Consider the following 18,124-nt stretch of genomic DNA (forward strand, 5'->3'; position numbering starts at 1 on the left):
TTGCTCCTGCCTCATTCAAAAACTTGATCAGCTCGTCTATCTAAGGTTCAAGGGCTGCATTTTCAATCATGATCGTCTGTGAACCGATGGCTGCAATCATAATGAGCAGTTCGGTGCCCGTATGTGTTGGTTTAGCAAACTTGTACGAACCGTTTGGTTCAGTAGGAAGCTTAGCATCATAATATCCATCCTCAGAATGATACTCAGTAGTTACACCTAATGCCTCCATACCCTGAACAATTCTATCGATCGGCCGCATGCCAATTCTACAACCACCTGGATTTGGGATTCTGCACTCTTTAAATTTGTGAAGTAATGGCGCAAAAAGTAAAAAAGATGCACGAAGTTTTGATGCGTGAAGTAGATCTGGTTTGCTGCTGCTAAGCGTGCTTGGGTCTATAGTAACCGTTCCCCCATCTTGCTCCACCGTTGCTCCAAGCTTTTTGATAAGGTGAAGAAGTTCGTGAATGTCGTTGATCTGCGGAACGTTTGTCAAGATGACCGGTGACTCAAATAGCAGTGATGCAATCACCGTCTTAAGCGCAAGGTTCTTAGCGCCAGATAGAGTTACCTCACCTTTCAGTACACCCCCTCCTTGAATTATATATGAGTCTTCCATTGATTTATTTTTTAATTTTTAGTTTTTAGTTTTTATTCAATTTGTAATGTTTAGTTTTTAAAATTCAAAATAGAATACCGATTTCAAACTTCAAACTTAAAATTTCAAATTACTCAATGATTCTAACCTCTTCCTTTAACTCTACTCCAAACTTTGCTTTAACCTTTTCCTTTACGAGAGCTATGAGCTTCTTTAGATTTTCCATATTGTCGTCACCCTCATTAATAATGAAGTTGGCATGAATTTCCGAGACAACAAACTTACCAACTCTCGTGCCCTTGAGTCCTGCTTTATCGATAAGCTCTCCTGCAGACTGCCCATTGATATTTTGGAATACACAACCACTTGAGGCAACTCCAAAAGGTTGTGTCTTTTTTCGGTATTCGATCGCCTCAGTCGCTCGATGCTTGAGGATATCCTTGTCGGTTTTGTTTAGTCTAAATGCTGCCTCAATAAGAACTTCATGTGTTTTTTGCAGCGTGCTATAGTCATACGCAAATTCAAAATACGCTCGGTCAACCTTTTTTTCATTACCTTCTTTATCTATGAGGGTTGCAGAGATAAGACTATCGCCAAAATAAATGAGTGGTTTTGTCCATTTGGAATTCATATAGAGCGCGCCCCCGACCGAGCCTGGCAGTCCTTGATGATACTCAAAACCCTCAAAACCTCTCTCAATTGTTTTTTGGACAAGCATCGAGACCGGGAGTCCGGCCGATACCTCAATATCTGCCGTAGTCTCAGTTTCACTCAGAACATTAAAATTAAAAAACTGATTACGAATCACTAATTTATCGATTTTTTCAGTTGCAAAAACGGTGTTAGAGCCGCCTCCAATAATCATTGTCTGAAGACCGTGCTCCTTCGCATATTTAAATGCTTCGATAAACTCATCACGAGTAGTAACCGTGGTGAATAAGGAGGCTACGGTGTTGGACTTAACGGTGGTAAACTGCTTAAGATTAACGTTCTTTTGGATATTCATGTTGTGCCTTTTTGAAATTTGTGGCTTAGAACGTAGAACATTTTTAAATCCTAAAAAGTTCTATACTTCAAGTTCTATGCTCAAGGTCTATTTAGAGCTCTAATTATATCAGAATGGAGTTTATAAACATCGCCCGCACCCAAAGTCATGATAACGCAGGGAATAGGAGTTGAGGCTAGTTTTGAGCATAAATCATCTGTTCCTGACAGCGACTCGATCGAATCAAATCTTCGTTCTTTCGCTTTAATGACGATGTCTTTATGGGTAACTATGAAGTCGGAAACATTTTCTCGAGCGGATGCAAAGATGGGTAGAATATACGCATGTTTGGAGCCCACGAAACTACCTGCAAACTCTTCAAGAAGTGCCTGAGTTCGTGAGTAAGTGTGAGGTTGGAAAATTACAATGGGCTTAGTTCCCCATCGCTCGGCTGCCGCCTTAATTACCGCCTTAATTTCCTCTGGATGATGCGCGTAATCATCGACTATAGTAATGCCTTTTTCGTTATAAACCACCTCAAATCTTCGTTTGGCACCAACAAAGTCCCGAACTGCTTTCTTTATATTTTTTTCGATGAATCCGAGCTTGAGAAGAACTACAACGACACCAGCAGCATTCACGATATTGTGGTCTCCGTGTAGTGAGAGATGGATATCTGAGATGACCTTATCCCCTGATATCAGATCAAATTTAGAACCCAGTGAAGTAGCCTGATGATTGATAATTCTGTACGTAGCATCTTCAGCAAATCCAAAACTAACAAACTGAACTCCAGATTTTATAATAACCTCAATTGCTGGTTCACTGTCGGCACAGACAACGTTATACTCACTTTGTTTAAAAAATGTTTCGTACGACGACTTCACTTCCTCAAGGTTTGCAAAAATGTCGGGATGATCAAAATCAATGTTCGTGCAAAGACTAAAGGATGGTTTTAGTTGCAAAAACTTAGGTGTTTTATCCTGTGGAGGATTTACACCGTACTCGTCCGCCTCGACAACAAAGTATGAGGTTGAATCATAGTCACCTGCTGGATAATCGTTGAATCCGGAGGATCCGGTAAAGTACGACGGCTTCACTCCTAACTTTATGAGCGCGTAACTCAATAGCGAAGAAGTCGTTGTCTTGCCATGAGATCCGCAGACTGCTATAGACTTCTCAAACATTATTACGAGGAATCCTAAGAGCGCTGCCTGAGAGACGGTCTTAAATCCCCGTTTTATCGCTTCTTTAATGATAGGGTTATTCGTTCCGCCGTGTGCTGCGCTGTAAACTACAAGATCGCTATCAGAAGGAAGTGATGAAATATCGAAGTTCTCTACTATGGTAATCTGGTAACTTTTTAGTTCGTCATCGGTAATGAATTTCTCAGGGACGTCTACGCCCACAACAACCTTTCCCATCTTATGAAGAATTATGGCAAGCTGCGCCATACCTACCCCCTTTATACCCAAAATAAATACTTTTTTCGCTGATTCTATATCGATCATAGTGCTTATTGTACAACAAAGCTGAACTACTCAGGAAAGTTTGGAAGTTTCATACCTTCACGATGCAAGGGGGGGTAAAAGGGAGGATTACCGTCTTTCGAAAATAGGATGTCCGTATCGTACTTCAATTATTTAAATAATTGAAGTATTTAGGCGTTATTGAGCATTATAAAAGAGAACTGTTCGGGAAATTTTGTCTTATCCTGAGGTGATTCGAAGGGTAAATCTCTTGAGTTCCTGTAAGAGTAGAATCGCTTGGAGTAGCACTTTGTGCAGAAAGGAAATGTGTCAATCTGTTCCTTACCCAAACCCGATTCAAGAAGTTGTTTCACATTATCTTCTAAAAGATTCATCGGATAACAGCAAGCACCGATTGCTGGACCGATTGCCACGCGGATGTCTTGAGACTTAGAACCTAGAGCGTATAACTTATCAATCATCTTCATTGCAAGTTTTAGCTCTGTTCCTTTTCGACCATTATGAGATATTCCTACAATATTTTTAACTAGATCAAGGTAAAGTATGGGTGCGCAGTCTGCGGTAATAACAGTAAGCGCCACTCCTTTTTCACTCGTAATCAAGCCGTCGCATTCATCGATATCTAAAATACCTTTAGAGTTATCGCTAGTAACATGAACGATGTGATCGCCATGCACCTGTTCAGGATCAACGATAGTTTTGTACGTAACGTTGTGCGTCGTAAGATAGTGCCTTATATCTTCAACATCTCTCCCGTTTCCGCTCATGCGAGTTCCGAATCCGTGGACAATATTTTTTGATAGTAATGAAGAACTAATAACCTTAGAAGTGTCACTATAAGTTAGCACTTTATTTTTTAAGATTCATTGCATTTTCAACAGCAAGGAATTCATCCCATTGATTCTCGACCCCATTTCGATTAAGACTTTTTTCATGCGCCTTTCCCGTGCACACTACCACATCTCCTTTTTTAGCCAACTTAATAGCATGATTAATAGCTTGCTGCCTATTCATAATAAATAACAAAGTGCCTTCTTTAATTCTTAATTCTTTATTATCAATTCCATGAATTATTTCCTGATAAATTTTCTCAGGGTCTTCTGTTCTGTAGTCCTCCTCCGTAACAATGCTGATATCAGCGTATTTGCCGGTCTCAGCTCCCATCATTGATCTCTTCGATGCATCTCGTAAACCAGCAGAACCAAATACGTGTATGAGTCTTCCCTTCATTTTCGTTGATTCTTTCTTCAGCTCAGGAAGAACACTTGCGAGTGCGTTTGGAGTATGAGCGAAGTCAACGTAAACTTTGAAATCTCCATCGTGCACTAGATCAAATCGACCTATCGGAAGTTCGTAGGTCTTCAACCCAGTAAAGATTGCTTTTTTATCTATACCCAATTCCAGGCAAACAGAATACGCTGCTAAAAAATTGTATCGATTATATTCTGGTATGTTCTTTTTCAGTTCCTTTTCTATGTACACCTTGTAATCCGCATCGTTTTTGAGTCCATAAGTTTTAATCTTGTTTTTCAATATTGTTTTCAGTTTTTCAAACGAAGTATCATCCCGATTGATAATTCCGATTTTTGAGCGCTTTAGGAGTTTTGCTTTTGTAAGGAGATATTTTTCATAGGTAATATGGTAGTCTAGATGCTCATGAGTGATATTTGTGATTACTCCAATTTCATAAAAAATACCAAAGTTACGGTTTTGATCGAGACCATGTGAGGTAGTTTCTAAAACGAAATATTCATCTCCATGTTTTACCGATTCGCTTAACAGCTTCTGTAGTAACACCGCATCGGGAGTGGTTACATGAAGTCCTGTCTCATATTCTTTGTCACCGATCTTTGCATACACTGTTGAGAGCATCGAAACTTTTTTTCCTGCGGATTTCAGAATGTGATATATCGCATGCGTTGTGGTTGTCTTACCATCGGTACCCGTTACGCCAATCACTCTCAATTTAGAGCTAGGATACCCATAGTAGACAGTAGCAGCCACAGCTCGCAGAAGATGGTAGATATTGATTAAGGGCTGGATGTGCCGTTTGAATTTTTCGTACATACTATCAATTGCTCGGTGGAATGTTGTAATAGTATAACAACTCTTTTGCTATCTCAAAGAAAATCGGGGCTGCGGTTTCCGATCCGTAAATCGAACTTTTTGGTTCTTTCAACACAACTAGAGCAATAAACTTAGGTTTATCTGCAGGAGCAAATCCAATAAACGAAGCAATTGTTTTTGAGGCATCATACTTTCCCCCAATCGCAATCTGAGCCGTTCCGGTCTTACCTCCAATATGATATCCTTCTGGAATTGCCCACTTATACTCTCCGTGCTCAACGGTGGATACCAGCATTTTTTTCACAATATCAGATGTTTTTTGACTCAATATTTTTTTATCAAGTTTAGGTTTAACCTCTTGAGTAGTCAGACCTGTTTTCATAGCCTTTACGATGTATGGTCTCATGAGATTTCCACCATTTATGACCGCGGAAAATGCCCGAACCATCTGGATTGGTGTTACCACAATTCCCTGACCGAAGGTAACGGTAGCATAATCAATATCGGCCCAGTAATCTCGGATGTAGCCGGCACTTTCTCCTTGTAGATCGATGCCTGTTTTTTGTCCAAATCCGTATTCCTCAACATATTTTTTGACATTATTTTTTCCAAGTTTAGACCCTATGTACACCATTCCAACATTTGACGATTTCTCTAAAATTCTGGTCATCGAAATCTTACCTTCGTACTTATTGTTCCAAGTTCTAATCGTGTACTCACCAATAGTAACTGGTCCCTTTTCATCAAATTTGGAGTCGGATTTAATCGCCTTCTCTTCAATACCCGCTGCTGTAATAAGCGGCTTGAAGGTGGATCCTGGCTCATAGAGTGAAGAGATAGATTGATTATTGAAGGTTTGATCATTTGAGTCGTAATACAAATTAGGATCGTAGTCGGGTAGACACGTAAGTGCCAAAATTTCGAGTGTGTTTGGATTCGCGACAATCACACATCCTTCTTTAGCTTGATAGCTTTCTAATCCACTCTTCAGCTTTGCTTTGGCAATATTCTGCACCGTTTTATCTACCGTTAAGATCAGATCTCTACCGTTCTCAGAGTCGATCTTCTCTTGATCTCCGATCAAAATAGGTCTACCTATAAGATCGCGCTCGCTTTTGACAAATCCCAATAATCCAGCTAGGTCTTGCTCATAAAATCCTTCTACTCCAAAGTATCCAATCGGCTCTCCTGCTTTTCCTTTACCTACAAAGCCTAAAAGGTGGGCAGATAACGATGCTTCTGGGTAATACCGTTGTGATTGCTCCTCAAACCCCACTCCTCGTAGTTTGAGCGCTTCAATTGTTTTCTTCGTCTTCTGTGAAACTCCCTCTGCCAACTTCACCCAACTTAGCGATGGATCAAGTCGAGCCGCGATAGAAGCCTGGTCAGCAGATAACTCTTTAGCAACCTTCTCGGTAACGGTAGAAATATCCTTAATAATTTTAGGCTCGGCAAATACTAAGTAGGTCTTTCTGTTAAGGGCAAGAGGTTGTTGATTCCGGTCCAAAATCGTTCCCCGATCTGGATAGATCTGCTTGTACTTGAGGTATGACTGTGAGACGTTTGATGATGGAGCAACCTGAATAAAAAATAGCTTTACAGTATGGCAATAAAAATGAATAGAAAGAAGAAAAAACAGCACGAATCTTTGGCATATCAGTTGCGTCTTGCAACACCCATGGTGTGTAGGTAGTATGGCTTAGCTTTTGCAGTAAATGTAAGATCTGCGGCTCTGGATGCTGCATACTGGAGTGAGTTAACGCTGTACATCGACTCCTCTAAATCGCTATTCTCCAATTTGAGCGCATAGGTTTTCGTCTCATATTCCTGAATGCTTTGGCTCTGCTTCATACTCATAACAAAGGCGAAGATGTTAGCAACTATCAAAACAGAAAATAATACACCAATTGTGCTTTGTATCTTTGAAATTTTCATATTGTTATTTTTGACAACTACCCTCATTAAGGCCGATCTCTCAAATGATTTGGCCATCTTCTTCTTTACCTTCCAATCGTTAGATATTAGTTTTTTGTTATTTGATATTAACTTTTTGACCTGTCTGTCTTCTCCTGAATTAAAGGTTATTACGACGAGTACGCCACCTGACTTAAGAAGTGAAAGTCCGCCCATAAATCCTTTATGGAGATTTTCCACTTCGTCATTCACTAACATTCGCAGAGCTTGGAAGATTCGACTATATATACGCGTATTTTTTGAAGGTGCTACGGCATCAATCGCATCGCACAGATCACCAACGGTCTTAATTTTTCGGTCATTTCGTCTACGCAATATTGATTTTGCTATCTTTTCCGATAATGGCTCCTCACCATATCGCGCCAAGATAAAATATAGTTCTTCTTCATTTGCTGAATTGAGAAAGTCCGAAGCATCTTCTCTTGTCTGATCAAGTAACCTCATGTCTAATGGTTCTTCTCTGTTTTTGAACGATAGTCCAATACCATTACTAGTCATCTGTCCGTATGAGATCCCCAGATCAAACAAAACTCCGTCTACTGGGTAAAAATTCTTCTCTTTTGCAATGGCCTCAATGTCCGCAAAGTTGCACTGCGCAAGCATCACGCCGGAGCCTTCAAGCTCCTTCGAAGCTCTCTTAATTTGCTCTTTATCATAATCAAGTCCCAGTACCTCTCCTCCAAGCTCTCGAATTTTGTTAAGGTGCCCTAACTGTCCGATCGTCGCATCTATATATCTTTTACCTTTGTTTACCTGTAATGCTTCTATGGCCTCATCGAGCATTACTGGTGTATGTGTCATGATCTTATTTCTTAGTTCTTAATTCTTAGTTCTAGTCATTAATTCTTAGATTTCTCTACCCATTTCTCTTCGTCCCAGAACTCAAAGTGATCTCCTACTCCTATAATCACAACCTTCTTACTCAAACCTGCAAACTCAAGCAAGTTCTTCGGAATCACGAATCTTCCCTGCTCATCAATCTCAAGACTGCTCGCTGATGAAAAAACAAATCTTCTTTTATCTAAATTTTCTTGCTCGAGTAGGGAAACCTGCAACAACTCATTTGCCCGATCTTCCCAGTCTTGTTTGTCGAATCCGGCAAGACATTTGTCGAATCCTTTTGTTACAATAAAACTGTTTCCTTTTAAAAGTTCTCTGATTTTTTTTGGTAAAACAATTCTTCCAAGTCCAGTAAACGATACTTGAAATTCACCAATAAAAACCATATATAACCATTTTGAACCATTTTAAGTTAGTTGTCAAGCGTATAAATGTATGAATCGGCTCTTCACAGGAACCAAAAACCTTTTCTTAAGTAAACAGCGAACGATCATTTCTTCAACCCTGATAGTAGCAACCACGATCATCCTCTCAAGTCTCTTTGGATTCATGAGATACCGCGTATTAGCGGGCTATTTTAGTAAGGAGGAACTTGACATCTTCTTTGCCTCTTTCAGAATACCAGATATAGTATTTGAACTTTTGATTTCTGGGGCATTAACAACCTCGTTTGTCCCTATTTTCATCAAATACCAAAAGGACAAAAAGGAGCTCGATGTCAATATCTCGTCCATTATAAATATCACGACCTTAATTCTTTTTTTACTCATTCTAGTTCTGTTTTTTACAGCTGACTGGATAATTCCACTCATAACGCCAGGCTTTACGGGAGCTAAGATTCAAAGTGTAATTTACTACTCCAAAATCCTCCTTCTAGGACAACTTCCGTTTCTTGTCCTGAGCAATGTTCTGACAGGTCTAGGTCAAGCGAACAAGACCTTTATAATCTCGTCGATCGCACCAATCGCTTATAACATAATTATCATCATTGCAACCATCGCCTTTTCAACCCAGTTTCATCTTCTTGCTCCGGTGGTAGGTGTAGTTGCGGGCTCAGCCGTTATGTTCTTGATGCAAATTCCCCTTTTTTACTCTTCACACTTCACCTATCAAAGAATAGTGAAGTTTACTAAGGGACTGAGAGAGTTCTATCGATTGGTAGTTCCTAGACTCGTAACCGTTCTTGCAGCTCAGATTGACGCAACGATCGACCTTACCCTAACGACTCTTATGCAACCTGGGTCATACACAGTATTTTATCTTGCTCAGAGACTTCAACTATTACCTGTCTCTATAATTGGAATATCGTTTGGACAGGCATCCTTGCCATATATTACTGAGGTATATCAGGAGAAGAAAATCGAAGAATTTAGAAAAATAATTACCGAGTCCATACTAAGCCTGTTGTTTCTTACAATACCTATGGCAAGCTTTTTCATCATAGCGCGAACTCCGCTAGTTCGTATGTTTTTTGGAGGGGATAAGTTCGACTGGAATGCTACTGTACAAACAGCCATTACACTTTCATACTTTGCTCTAGCAATTCCTCTCCACTCTCTCTACTATTTTTTAACACGTTGTTTCTATGCATTTTTGGACAGTAAGACACCTTTTTACGCGAGCGTGTTTTCGATCGGAATTAACATCTTACTCAGCTTAAGCTTTATTTTTATTTTCCATCTACCCGTTTGGGCATTGGCCATTGCCTTTACCGTTTCCATAACTGTCAATGTTTGGATTCTGCTATATAAACTTGCAAAAAGAATTCAGGGATTCGAGTATCGAGTACTAATCCACGAACTCCTTAAAATATTTTTTGTAACGTTCTTGGCCGCTTTCTTCTCCTACTGGCTAATGAAAATCCTTGACGGGCTAGTCCTCGATACGACTCGTACAATAAACGTTATTTTTCTTCTTGCGATTGTAGGAGTTACATTCATTTCACTGTATTTTTTTCTCGCATGGAGCTTTGGAATCAAAGAGTCTGCAATGATCGTGAATTTTATTCAAAAAGCAAAACATTATAAAAAACGAGTTATCGAAATTTATGCTAACGTAGAGTAATGAACGACAACACTAATCAGATAACGGCAATAAAGACTATTCAGAAAAAACTTGTAGGAAAAAAGCTGACCTACAAGGAAATCTATACCCTGATGGATGAGATCGCCCACCACCGTCTAAGTGACGTTCTTACCGCATACTTTGTCGCCTCTTCTTTTAAGGAAGGGTTTTCGCCCGACGAACTTTACTACTTTACAAAGGCCATGGTTGAGACTGGTACGCATCTGAAGTTTGATGGAATAGTTGCTGATAAACACTCAACCGGAGGAATAGCTGGGACGCGGACCTCAATGATCATAGTACCCATCATTGCTGCTGCAGGATTTAAGATTCCAAAAACATCTTCACGAGCAATAACTTCACCGGCTGGAACGGCTGATGTGATGGAGGTTCTTGCACCTGTCACATTCAACCCAGCTCATCTAAAGCGAATTGTAGAAAAAATAGGTGGGTGCGTAGTTTGGGGTGGAAAGCTTGGGCTGGCTCCAGCCGATGATGTAATTATTGACGTGGAAGAGGAACTTTCGTTTGAGTCTTTTGACAAAGTCATTATCTCAATAATGGCAAAAAAAGTAGCTGTTGGCGCAAATCACCTTATACTCGATATTCCTGTTGGAAAGACTATGAAAATTCGTCACTATCCCGATGCTGAGAAAATTGCAGATAAATTCAAAGCTCTTGGGAAACGGTTTGGCATTGAAGTAACCACAGATGTGAATGAGTCTCTACAACCATTTGGAAATGGAGTTGGGCCGATGCTCGAAGCACGTGATGTTTTATATGTCTTAGAACAAAATAAAAACCGTCCGATCGGACTTGAGGCAAAAGCATTAAGACTTGCGGGACGTTTACTAGATAGTTGTTACAAAACAGCTAAGGTCCAAAAAAACGGTGAAGACGAAGCCCGACTTCTATTACAGTCTGGAAAAGCATTGTCTAAGTTTAGGGAAATTGTAAAGGAACAGGGAGGAGATTCTGACGTCACCTCGGGCACACTCAAGTTCACCGATCACAAACATGAGGTAAAAGCCGGAAAAAGAGGTAAAATTAAGGCAATTGAGAACTATAATCTCAATACGGTAGCCCGAATTTTAGGAGCACCACATGATATTCAATCAGGAATATATATGCACAAGAAAATCGACCAACATATTGACGCAAGTGAAGTTATTATGACCCTTTATGCTAAAGATTTACACAGACTCAAGGAGGCAGTTGTTACGTTAGAGTCATTTCCAATCTATGAAATCGAAAAATAAAAGTCTCATAATAAGCACCGTCTTAATTTTATTCCTCCTTGCTGGGTTTGGCTATTATGCCGAAGGTTCACTTCCCGTAGATAAAAATGACACCCAGAATCGATTGTTCGTCATTGAACAAGGTCAGGGTCTAAACGCAATTGCCCAGGATCTTGAGAAAGAAGGATTCATTCGAAATAAAATAGTTTTTATTTTAGTGGTTAAACAACTTGGCATTGAGAAAAATATTCAGGCTGGAGACTATCGTCTGCAAAGATCACTTTCCTCTACTGAACTCGCTAAAAGTTTGACAAAAGGCAGTCTTGACCAATGGTTTACCATTATTGAAGGATTAAGAAAAGAAGAGATTGCAGACTTAGTAACTGAGAAGCTTGGCATTCCATCTGCAGACTTCCTTGCGGTTGCGCAAGAAGGCTATCTCTTTCCAGATACATATTTAATTCCGAAAGAGGCCACTTCGGAGACAGTAATCTCAATTATGAAAAATAATTTTAATACGAAATTTACTACCGAGATGAAGGCAAAAGCCATTAAGATAGGGCTTACAGAAAATGAAGTTGTTATTCTTGCGTCATTACTAGAAAGAGAAGCGTTGTATGATGCAGACCGTGGTGAAATTGCAAATATTATGATGAGACGCTTTAAAGAAAAATATCCTCTAGAGATTGACGCATCTGTTCAGTACGCATTGGGGTATCAACCTGAAGAGAAGCGTTGGTGGAAAAAATATGTAACACTTGAGGATTTGAAAATTAAGTCTCCTTTTAACACATATGTAAATACAGGATTACCTCCGACTCCCATCTGTAATCCGAGCAAAGCATCTTTAGATGCAATCGTTAATGCAACTCCCGATACCAAATATTTCTTCTATCTGCATGACTCAACTGGTCGCACTCACTACGCTCGTAACCTTACCGAGCATCAGAGAAATATCGATAAGTACCTCAAATAATATCTACATAGTTCTTAGTTCTTAGTTCTAATATTTAAAATACTATATAACAAAAACATACTTCAATTATTTAAATAATTGAAGCGCCTATAGTAGCTCGATAGTTAGCCGTATCAAGTGAGAAATATATCTATAGTAAGTGTGTCGAAAAGGATTTATGAAGTTATGAGGCTATTATTCGGAATGTTGTACTTCTTCTGTGTTAACCGCACCGCGTCGGAGAATTTCACGTGGTTTGGAACCTTCTGCAACGCCCACATATCCCGCTTCTTGAAGTTCGTCAAGAATTCGTGCTGCACGAGCATACCCGACTTTGAGCTTACGCTGAAGCAGAGAGGCTGACGCCTTGTCGCTCTGATTAACGAGATCGAGCGCTTGGTTGAAATATGGGTCTAGATTCGAGCTACCGCCACCTACTGTCGGTAGTCCACCAGATTTGTACGTATCTGTCGGCTCGGTAACCTCAGTGGTATAGTTAACTACTGGGTTTTGATTTCTCAAAAAGGAAACTAGCTCATGAACCTCACTTTCAGTAACATAAGGCCCTTGAATACGACGTGGTTTCGCCTGATCAGGAGGAAGGTATAGCATGTCTCCCTTTCCAAGAAGTTTCTCTGCGCCTGGAGTATCTATAACAACACGTGAATCAACAAGAGACGATACATTAAAGGCAACACGCGTTGGAATATTTGCCTTCATAAGTCCTGTAATAACATCGACAGATGGTCGCTGTGTTGCCAAGACTAAATGGATACCTACGGCACGAGCCATCTGAGCTATTTTGGTAATAAGATCCTCTGCTTCTCCTCGAGCATGCATCATTAATGTAGCTAGTTCATCAATTATAAAAATAATATAAGGCTTTTTCTCTATGTTGGGAATTACATTATATGATTCGAGATTTTTTGCATGAACTTTGGCAAGAATTTCGTATCTTGTCTGCATCTCTCCTACAGTCCATTTGAGCGCGTTGATAATTTTATCAGGATCAACTATGACCTCCTGAAGTAGATGAGGAATTCCATTGTAAATTGAGAGCTCAACTTGTTTAGGATCTACCATTATAAGACGTACTTCCTCAGGTTTAGTTCTGAAAAGTAAAGTCGAGATCCAAGCATTTAACATCACTGACTTACCTGAACCAGTGGTACCCGCAATGAGCGCATGAGGCATCTTCCCTAAACTGGCTGCCTGTGGAGCTCCCGATACATCGAGACCTAAAGGAACCAATAATGGGTCTGGATTATTTTTGAAAACAGGGTCATTTAATAATCTTTTCAAGGTAACAATCTCCGCGCGATTATTAGGAATCTCAATACCAACTAATGACCTGCCTGGAATCGGAGCCTCTATACGAACCTGCCCTGTTGGCGCAGCCAAAGCTAGCGCTAGATCGCTGGACAGTGCGGTTATCTTTGCCAACTTAGTTCCTTGAGTAATCTGCAGAGCGTACTGAGTGACAGAAGGACCACCATTTACCTCATCGACTCTTGCTCTGATACCAAAACTTCCAAGAGTATCCTCAATAGTCTGCGCGTACTGCTTAGTATCGCCTCTATCTGCACCTTGTTGAGAAACATCACGAAGTAAACTCATCGGAGGATATACCCATGTTTGATTATTTACATTCATCGGTCGTACGGTAAATTCCTTATTTGCCATTTCTGTCATTACAGCATTAGCCTTATTTTTCTGATTCTGGTTCATATTCTGCTTACCAAACAATGTAGGTATCGAAATCTTCGGTGCGGATATATTTTTTATAAACATATCTTTTTGAGGTTCTTCTTTTTCTTTGCCGATCTTCTTATCTTTCTTCGGGTTTAGCAATTCTCTCAATAGATGATTTTTTATGAATGATACCAGTCCTTTGCCGATGGAAATAAGAAAGATAATGAAGGCATCAAGCGAAGTGTCCAGAAGAAGAACTAACCCAATAAGAAAAGTAGCAAAAAGAATAATAAAGGTTCCTAGAGCTGAAAAATCTCCCGTCAAACTATCGGTAATAAAGACTCCCCATTCGCCTGATCTAGATGCTCCGAGGAGAGTAGTGAAAACAAGAACAAGACCAATAGAAACATTCGCTTTGATTAGTTTTACTTTTCGTGAGTTGAAAAAATGCGTACCAAGTGCGAAGAGAACAAAAGGCGACAAAAGTCCCAGAATTCCAATTTTTCCAACTACCCATTCGTGAATCAACTCAAGATACTGACCGCCTTGATCAACTGGTAGCAGGTTACTAAAAAATGAAAGTAAAATTGCTAGACCGGCGAATATAAAAAATAAACCGAACATACTGCCTACCGATTTATTGCCTACCTTGAAGAGTTTTTTTCTGCGCCCCATATAGCTTTCATTGTATACTGCTAGTCACAAAAAGTGCAATCAATGTTCAGTCCTCTTCTCTTATTGCTCGCTCTCGGTCATATGCATAAAGACTGGGAATATAGACGTCCGCAATTCCACTTAGGTACGCCATATCAAATCGCGGAGACACCTCTCCAGATCTATCTATGTAAAACTCTCTCATCGCATTGGTTAGATTATGAAGTTGATCATCGGTTCCGATAAGAAGATTACGAAGCCGATCGGACAATATCTCAAGCTCTTCCGGAGGTAACAAAAACCAATCTTCTGGAATGACCATATCATGAAGGGGCCAGTATTTTCGCAGGTCTTGATCGATGACTTTTGGACCTTTAGACCTATGAGACCTGAACTGAGCTGCAAGACAGTCATAAGCCGCAGTGAGTCCAATTGTATACCAAGTCTTCAGATTTCCACTTATTAGCGATTCGTAACTATTATTAAGCGAAAGCTCAAGCGCCTCGCTATGAGTTATTAAACTGTATACATCCTGTAAGTGACCTTTTAACTTGTCGTAGCGCTCTCGATACATGTATCGTATAGCGCCTCGGGAAGATGTTGCGACATTTGGAGATACAGGAAAAAGTTGATTACTCGGTCTCCTCTCAGATCTTTCGGTAGACATGTCCGAATTATATCATATACTATAAGTCATTTCAAAGAAGATTGGGTAGAGATTACTCGATCTCAATGCGAGGTTTACGAGCTGGAGCAAAGTTGGGATCGGCGTTTTCCTGTGGTCGTTCTACGGGTCTGCTGTGATGAGAAGATCCGCCTCTTGAGCTCGATCCTCCACCGTAGCCGCCACGAGATCCGCCTCTAGAACCACCTCGATCAAATCGTCTAGGTGGTCTTCCTCCACCCTGTCCACCTTCTGAGGAATCCATGGTTGATGTACCGGTTCCGGTTCCTCCCGAGACTAACTCAAGATTCACTCTTCCTTGCTGATCGATCTGATAGACTCTTACTTTCACCATATCTCCGATATTAAGTACCTCTGAAGGATCTTTTACGAAACCCTTACCCATCTTTGAAACATGAACCATTCCTTCTTTTCCTGGAAGCATTTCGACGAATGCACCAAATGGAAGCATTCTCTTTACCTCTCCCTCGAACTGTTCTCCTTCTTGAATATCACGAACCATGTTCTCGATATATGCAGTTGCATCGTCAACCTTTGTTTTATCTACTCCTGAAACAGAGACAACACCGGCATTATCAACATTAATATCAACACCAAACTTTGCTATAAGATTTCTGATATTCTTTCCACCAGGTCCTATAATCTCTCCGATCTTCTCCTGAGGTGGTGTAAAGACCTTTACCTTTGGTGCAAACTCTGAGAGCTCACCGCGTGGCTTATCAATCACCGCATTCATCTTGTCTAAGATAAATAGTCGTGCAGTTAAGGCCTTCTCAAGAATCTCCTCGATCATTTTATCGGTGAGACCGTTATTTTTGACGTCAAGTTGCATAGCAGTGACTCCATCTTTAGACCCAGTGACCTTAAAGTCCATGTCTCCACCAAAGTCCTCGATTCCCATGATGTCGGTGAGGACAACATACTCATCATCGGATTTGTAGACCAATCCCATCGCAATTCCAGATACAGGAGCCTTGATTGGCACACCTGCATCCATAAGAGCTAGGGTTGATCCGCAGGTTGAGGCCATTGAGGTCGATCCATTTGAGGCAAGAACCTCGGATACTACACGGATTGCATATGGAAAGAGTTTCTTATCTGGCAATACTGGTTGAATTGCTTTTTCTGCAAGCGCTCCATGACCAATCTCTCGTCGAGATGGGAATCCCATTCTTCCGGTCTGACCTAAAGAATAAGGAGGCATAAAGTAATGATGCATATAATGTCGGGATGATTCACCCTCTGGACTCTCTATTAGCTGCTCTAGACTTGGTGATCCCAAGGTCACAATTGAAAGAACCTGCGTATCTCCTCTTTGGAAGACTGCAGATCCATGCGTGCGTGGTAGAGTTGAGACCTCGACCGAAATCTTTCGAATCTCATCGGGTTTTCGTCCATCAATTCGAACTTTTTTGGTTAAGATTTTTTCTCTCATTAACTCCTTTAGGAGATAATCAACGACCTTTGCAACAGCCTTTGGATCAAAGTCTGGGTATTTGGCAATGATTTCATTCTGAAGTCCGCCTACCAACTCACCGTTATCAAACTCTTTCTGAGCTTTTTGGTTATTTACCTCTTCTAGTTGCTTTGCAAACTCTGTTTTTACAGTTTTTTTAATCTCTTCATCAAGGCCAGTAATTGCAAGACTCAGTTTCTCAATTCCAATCTTCGATCGAATTCCTTCAATAAACTCAATAATTTTTTTATTCTCAACCTTAGCTAGCTTAATTCCCTCCATTACCACTGACTCTGGAAGCTGCTCTGCCTGATTTTCGACCATGATGACCTTTTCCTTCGTTGATGATACTAAAAGATCCATTGCCGACAGTGGCTGTTCTCCGATGGTCGGGTTCATGACATATGAACTTTGTCCGTTGTTTTTGACATATCCTACTCTTATTGTTGAAAGTGGCCCATTCCATGGAAGACATGAGATGTGAATCGCCGCAGAGGTTGCTATTGCCGCTAAGATTTCTGGTGAGTTTTCACCATCAATAGAAAGCAAAGTATTTACGATCTGAATGTTCTTTCTTAAGTCTTTTGGAAAGAGTGGTCGAGCACCTCGATCGATCAAGCGACCAATGAGGGCAGCGTCGTCTGATGCCTTTCCTTCTCTTTTTACCCATCGTGATCCCTTAATTCGTCCACCTGCATATAGCTTCTCTACATACTCAACCTGAAGTGGAAGATAATCAATGTGATCGGCTACCTCTCCAATGTTCAAGGTTGTTAAGATTACGGTCTCACCAAGAGATGCGTAGATCGAAACATGTGATGCTTGTGCTAATTTTCCAAACTGGAGGGTTAGTTTCTGCCCTGCAATCTCTATTGATTCTTCAAAAAATTTCATAAATTTTATTTATTAGGAGATATGTGAGTGATTGTTATAGTATATCAGAATTTATCTGAGGGAATGAAGATGTTATTTACTTCTTCAGATTCAAACTACCGATTAACACTTTATATCTGTCTTCGCTAAGTTTTTGTAGGTAGTTCAGGATTCTTCTTCTTTTTGCAACGACCTTTAACAATCCCCTTCGTGAGTGATTATCCTTTTTGTTCTGATTAAGATGCTCTGAAAGTCGACCGATTTTATAGGAAAGTAACGCGATCTGAACCTCAGGTGATCCTGTATCACCGTTTTTCTGCGCAAACTTCTCAATAATCTTTTGTTTTTCTACAGCCTCGTCAGATACGTTTATCGCAACAGTCTTTACCTCTTTTGTTGGTTTCGTTGCTTTTTCGACTTTTTTGACCGGTTCTTTCTTTGCTTTGACCGCCGAAGCTTTAGCGGAGGCGGTGACTTTTTTCACAGTTGCTTTTTTAGCTACTACTTTCTTTGCTTTCATATTAATTAGACTCTATTATACGGGGAAGTTGTT

Annotated in this window: 15 protein-coding genes; 3 read left to right on the forward strand and 12 right to left on the reverse strand. The window is 40.3% G+C overall.

Annotation, left to right across the window (positions count from 1 at the left end):
• Window positions 1–40 precede the first annotated feature (40 nt).
• The 8 genes from IPH70_02940 to mraZ form a co-directional block, all read right to left on the reverse strand.
• A complete protein-coding gene (locus IPH70_02940; GenBank protein QQR63444.1) occupies window positions 41–619 on the reverse strand; it encodes a hypothetical protein in 579 nt (192 codons plus the stop codon).
• A gap of 109 nt (window positions 620–728) precedes the next feature.
• A complete protein-coding gene (gene murB / locus IPH70_02945) occupies window positions 729–1,604 on the reverse strand; it encodes a UDP-N-acetylmuramate dehydrogenase (protein QQR63445.1) in 876 nt (291 codons plus the stop codon).
• 80 nt (window positions 1,605–1,684) lie between these two features.
• On the reverse strand, window positions 1,685–3,094 hold the full coding sequence (locus tag IPH70_02950) for a hypothetical protein (protein QQR63446.1): 1,410 nt from the start codon (window positions 3,092–3,094) through the stop codon (window positions 1,685–1,687).
• Between the two features lie 149 nt (window positions 3,095–3,243).
• Window positions 3,244–3,921, reverse strand: a complete 678-nt coding sequence (locus IPH70_02955; protein ID QQR63447.1) for a polyphenol oxidase family protein — start codon at window positions 3,919–3,921, stop codon at window positions 3,244–3,246.
• 1 nt (window position 3,922) lies between these two features.
• Window positions 3,923–5,140, reverse strand: a complete 1,218-nt coding sequence (locus IPH70_02960) for a UDP-N-acetylmuramoyl-L-alanyl-D-glutamate--2,6-diaminopimelate ligase (GenBank protein ID QQR63448.1) — start codon at window positions 5,138–5,140, stop codon at window positions 3,923–3,925.
• A gap of 4 nt (window positions 5,141–5,144) precedes the next feature.
• Window positions 5,145–6,782 carry a penicillin-binding protein 2 gene (locus IPH70_02965; GenBank protein ID QQR63449.1) on the reverse strand — a complete coding sequence of 546 codons (1,638 nt, stop codon included), beginning with the start codon at window positions 6,780–6,782 and terminating at the stop codon, window positions 5,145–5,147.
• 14 nt (window positions 6,783–6,796) lie between these two features.
• A complete protein-coding gene (gene rsmH, locus IPH70_02970) occupies window positions 6,797–7,915 on the reverse strand; it encodes a 16S rRNA (cytosine(1402)-N(4))-methyltransferase RsmH (protein ID QQR63450.1) in 1,119 nt (372 codons plus the stop codon).
• Window positions 7,916–7,953: 38 nt separating this feature from the next.
• Complete coding sequence (mraZ, locus tag IPH70_02975; protein ID QQR63451.1) at window positions 7,954–8,340, reverse strand: division/cell wall cluster transcriptional repressor MraZ; 387 nt, start codon at window positions 8,338–8,340, stop codon at window positions 7,954–7,956.
• Window positions 8,341–8,389: 49 nt separating this feature from the next.
• Between mraZ and murJ the strand changes: the two genes are divergently transcribed.
• From murJ to mltG, 3 genes are read left to right on the forward strand one after another with little or no spacing between them, the layout of a single operon-like run.
• Complete coding sequence (gene murJ / locus IPH70_02980) at window positions 8,390–10,018, forward strand: murein biosynthesis integral membrane protein MurJ (GenBank protein ID QQR63452.1); 1,629 nt, start codon at window positions 8,390–8,392, stop codon at window positions 10,016–10,018.
• The gene (locus IPH70_02985; GenBank protein ID QQR63453.1) at window positions 10,018–11,277 is read left to right on the forward strand and encodes a thymidine phosphorylase; all 1,260 of its coding nucleotides are present in this window, start codon (window positions 10,018–10,020) and stop codon (window positions 11,275–11,277) included. Before murJ ends, IPH70_02985 begins: the two co-directional genes overlap by 1 nt.
• A complete protein-coding gene (mltG, locus tag IPH70_02990) occupies window positions 11,261–12,232 on the forward strand; it encodes an endolytic transglycosylase MltG (GenBank protein QQR63454.1) in 972 nt (323 codons plus the stop codon). The genes IPH70_02985 and mltG overlap by 17 nt, the downstream gene beginning before the upstream one ends.
• A gap of 174 nt (window positions 12,233–12,406) precedes the next feature.
• Here mltG and IPH70_02995 read toward each other — a convergent pair whose 3' ends face one another.
• The 4 genes from IPH70_02995 to rpsO form a co-directional block, all read right to left on the reverse strand.
• The gene (locus tag IPH70_02995) at window positions 12,407–14,578 is read right to left on the reverse strand and encodes a DNA translocase FtsK (GenBank protein ID QQR63455.1); all 2,172 of its coding nucleotides are present in this window, start codon (window positions 14,576–14,578) and stop codon (window positions 12,407–12,409) included.
• A gap of 46 nt (window positions 14,579–14,624) precedes the next feature.
• Window positions 14,625–15,224: a hypothetical protein gene (locus IPH70_03000; GenBank protein ID QQR63456.1), complete on the reverse strand. Its 600-nt coding sequence runs from the start codon at window positions 15,222–15,224 to the stop codon at window positions 14,625–14,627.
• 52 nt (window positions 15,225–15,276) lie between these two features.
• Complete coding sequence (locus IPH70_03005) at window positions 15,277–17,592, reverse strand: polyribonucleotide nucleotidyltransferase (GenBank protein ID QQR63457.1); 2,316 nt, start codon at window positions 17,590–17,592, stop codon at window positions 15,277–15,279.
• A 76-nt stretch (window positions 17,593–17,668) separates the two neighbouring features.
• On the reverse strand, window positions 17,669–18,091 hold the full coding sequence (gene rpsO / locus IPH70_03010) for a 30S ribosomal protein S15 (GenBank protein ID QQR63458.1): 423 nt from the start codon (window positions 18,089–18,091) through the stop codon (window positions 17,669–17,671).
• Window positions 18,092–18,124 lie beyond the last annotated feature (33 nt).

The sequence above is a fragment of the Candidatus Roizmanbacteria bacterium genome, from assembly GCA_016699265.1.
Lineage (GTDB): Bacteria > Patescibacteriota > Microgenomatia > UBA1406 > GWC2-37-13 > CAZLQR01.

Excerpts from the sequence above, each read along its gene's own strand:
- IPH70_02940 (QQR63444.1), bottom strand. The coding sequence starts at position 619 with ATGGAAGACTCATATATAATTCAAGGAGGGGGTGTACTGAAAGGTGAG.
- murB (QQR63445.1), bottom strand. The coding sequence starts at position 1,604 with ATGAATATCCAAAAGAACGTTAATCTTAAGCAGTTTACCACCGTTAAG.
- IPH70_02950 (QQR63446.1), bottom strand. The coding sequence starts at position 3,094 with ATGATCGATATAGAATCAGCGAAAAAAGTATTTATTTTGGGTATAAAG.
- IPH70_02960 (QQR63448.1), bottom strand. The coding sequence starts at position 5,140 with ATGTACGAAAAATTCAAACGGCACATCCAGCCCTTAATCAATATCTAC.
- rsmH (QQR63450.1), bottom strand. The coding sequence starts at position 7,915 with ATGACACATACACCAGTAATGCTCGATGAGGCCATAGAAGCATTACAG.
- mraZ (QQR63451.1), bottom strand. The coding sequence starts at position 8,340 with ATGGTTTTTATTGGTGAATTTCAAGTATCGTTTACTGGACTTGGAAGA.
- murJ (QQR63452.1), top strand. The coding sequence starts at position 8,390 with ATGAATCGGCTCTTCACAGGAACCAAAAACCTTTTCTTAAGTAAACAG.
- IPH70_02985 (QQR63453.1), top strand. The coding sequence starts at position 10,018 with ATGAACGACAACACTAATCAGATAACGGCAATAAAGACTATTCAGAAA.
- mltG (QQR63454.1), top strand. The coding sequence starts at position 11,261 with ATGAAATCGAAAAATAAAAGTCTCATAATAAGCACCGTCTTAATTTTA.
- IPH70_02995 (QQR63455.1), bottom strand. The coding sequence starts at position 14,578 with ATGGGGCGCAGAAAAAAACTCTTCAAGGTAGGCAATAAATCGGTAGGC.
- IPH70_03000 (QQR63456.1), bottom strand. The coding sequence starts at position 15,224 with ATGTCTACCGAAAGATCTGAGAGGAGACCGAGTAATCAACTTTTTCCT.
- IPH70_03005 (QQR63457.1), bottom strand. The coding sequence starts at position 17,592 with ATGAAATTTTTTGAAGAATCAATAGAGATTGCAGGGCAGAAACTAACC.
- rpsO (QQR63458.1), bottom strand. The coding sequence starts at position 18,091 with ATGAAAGCAAAGAAAGTAGTAGCTAAAAAAGCAACTGTGAAAAAAGTC.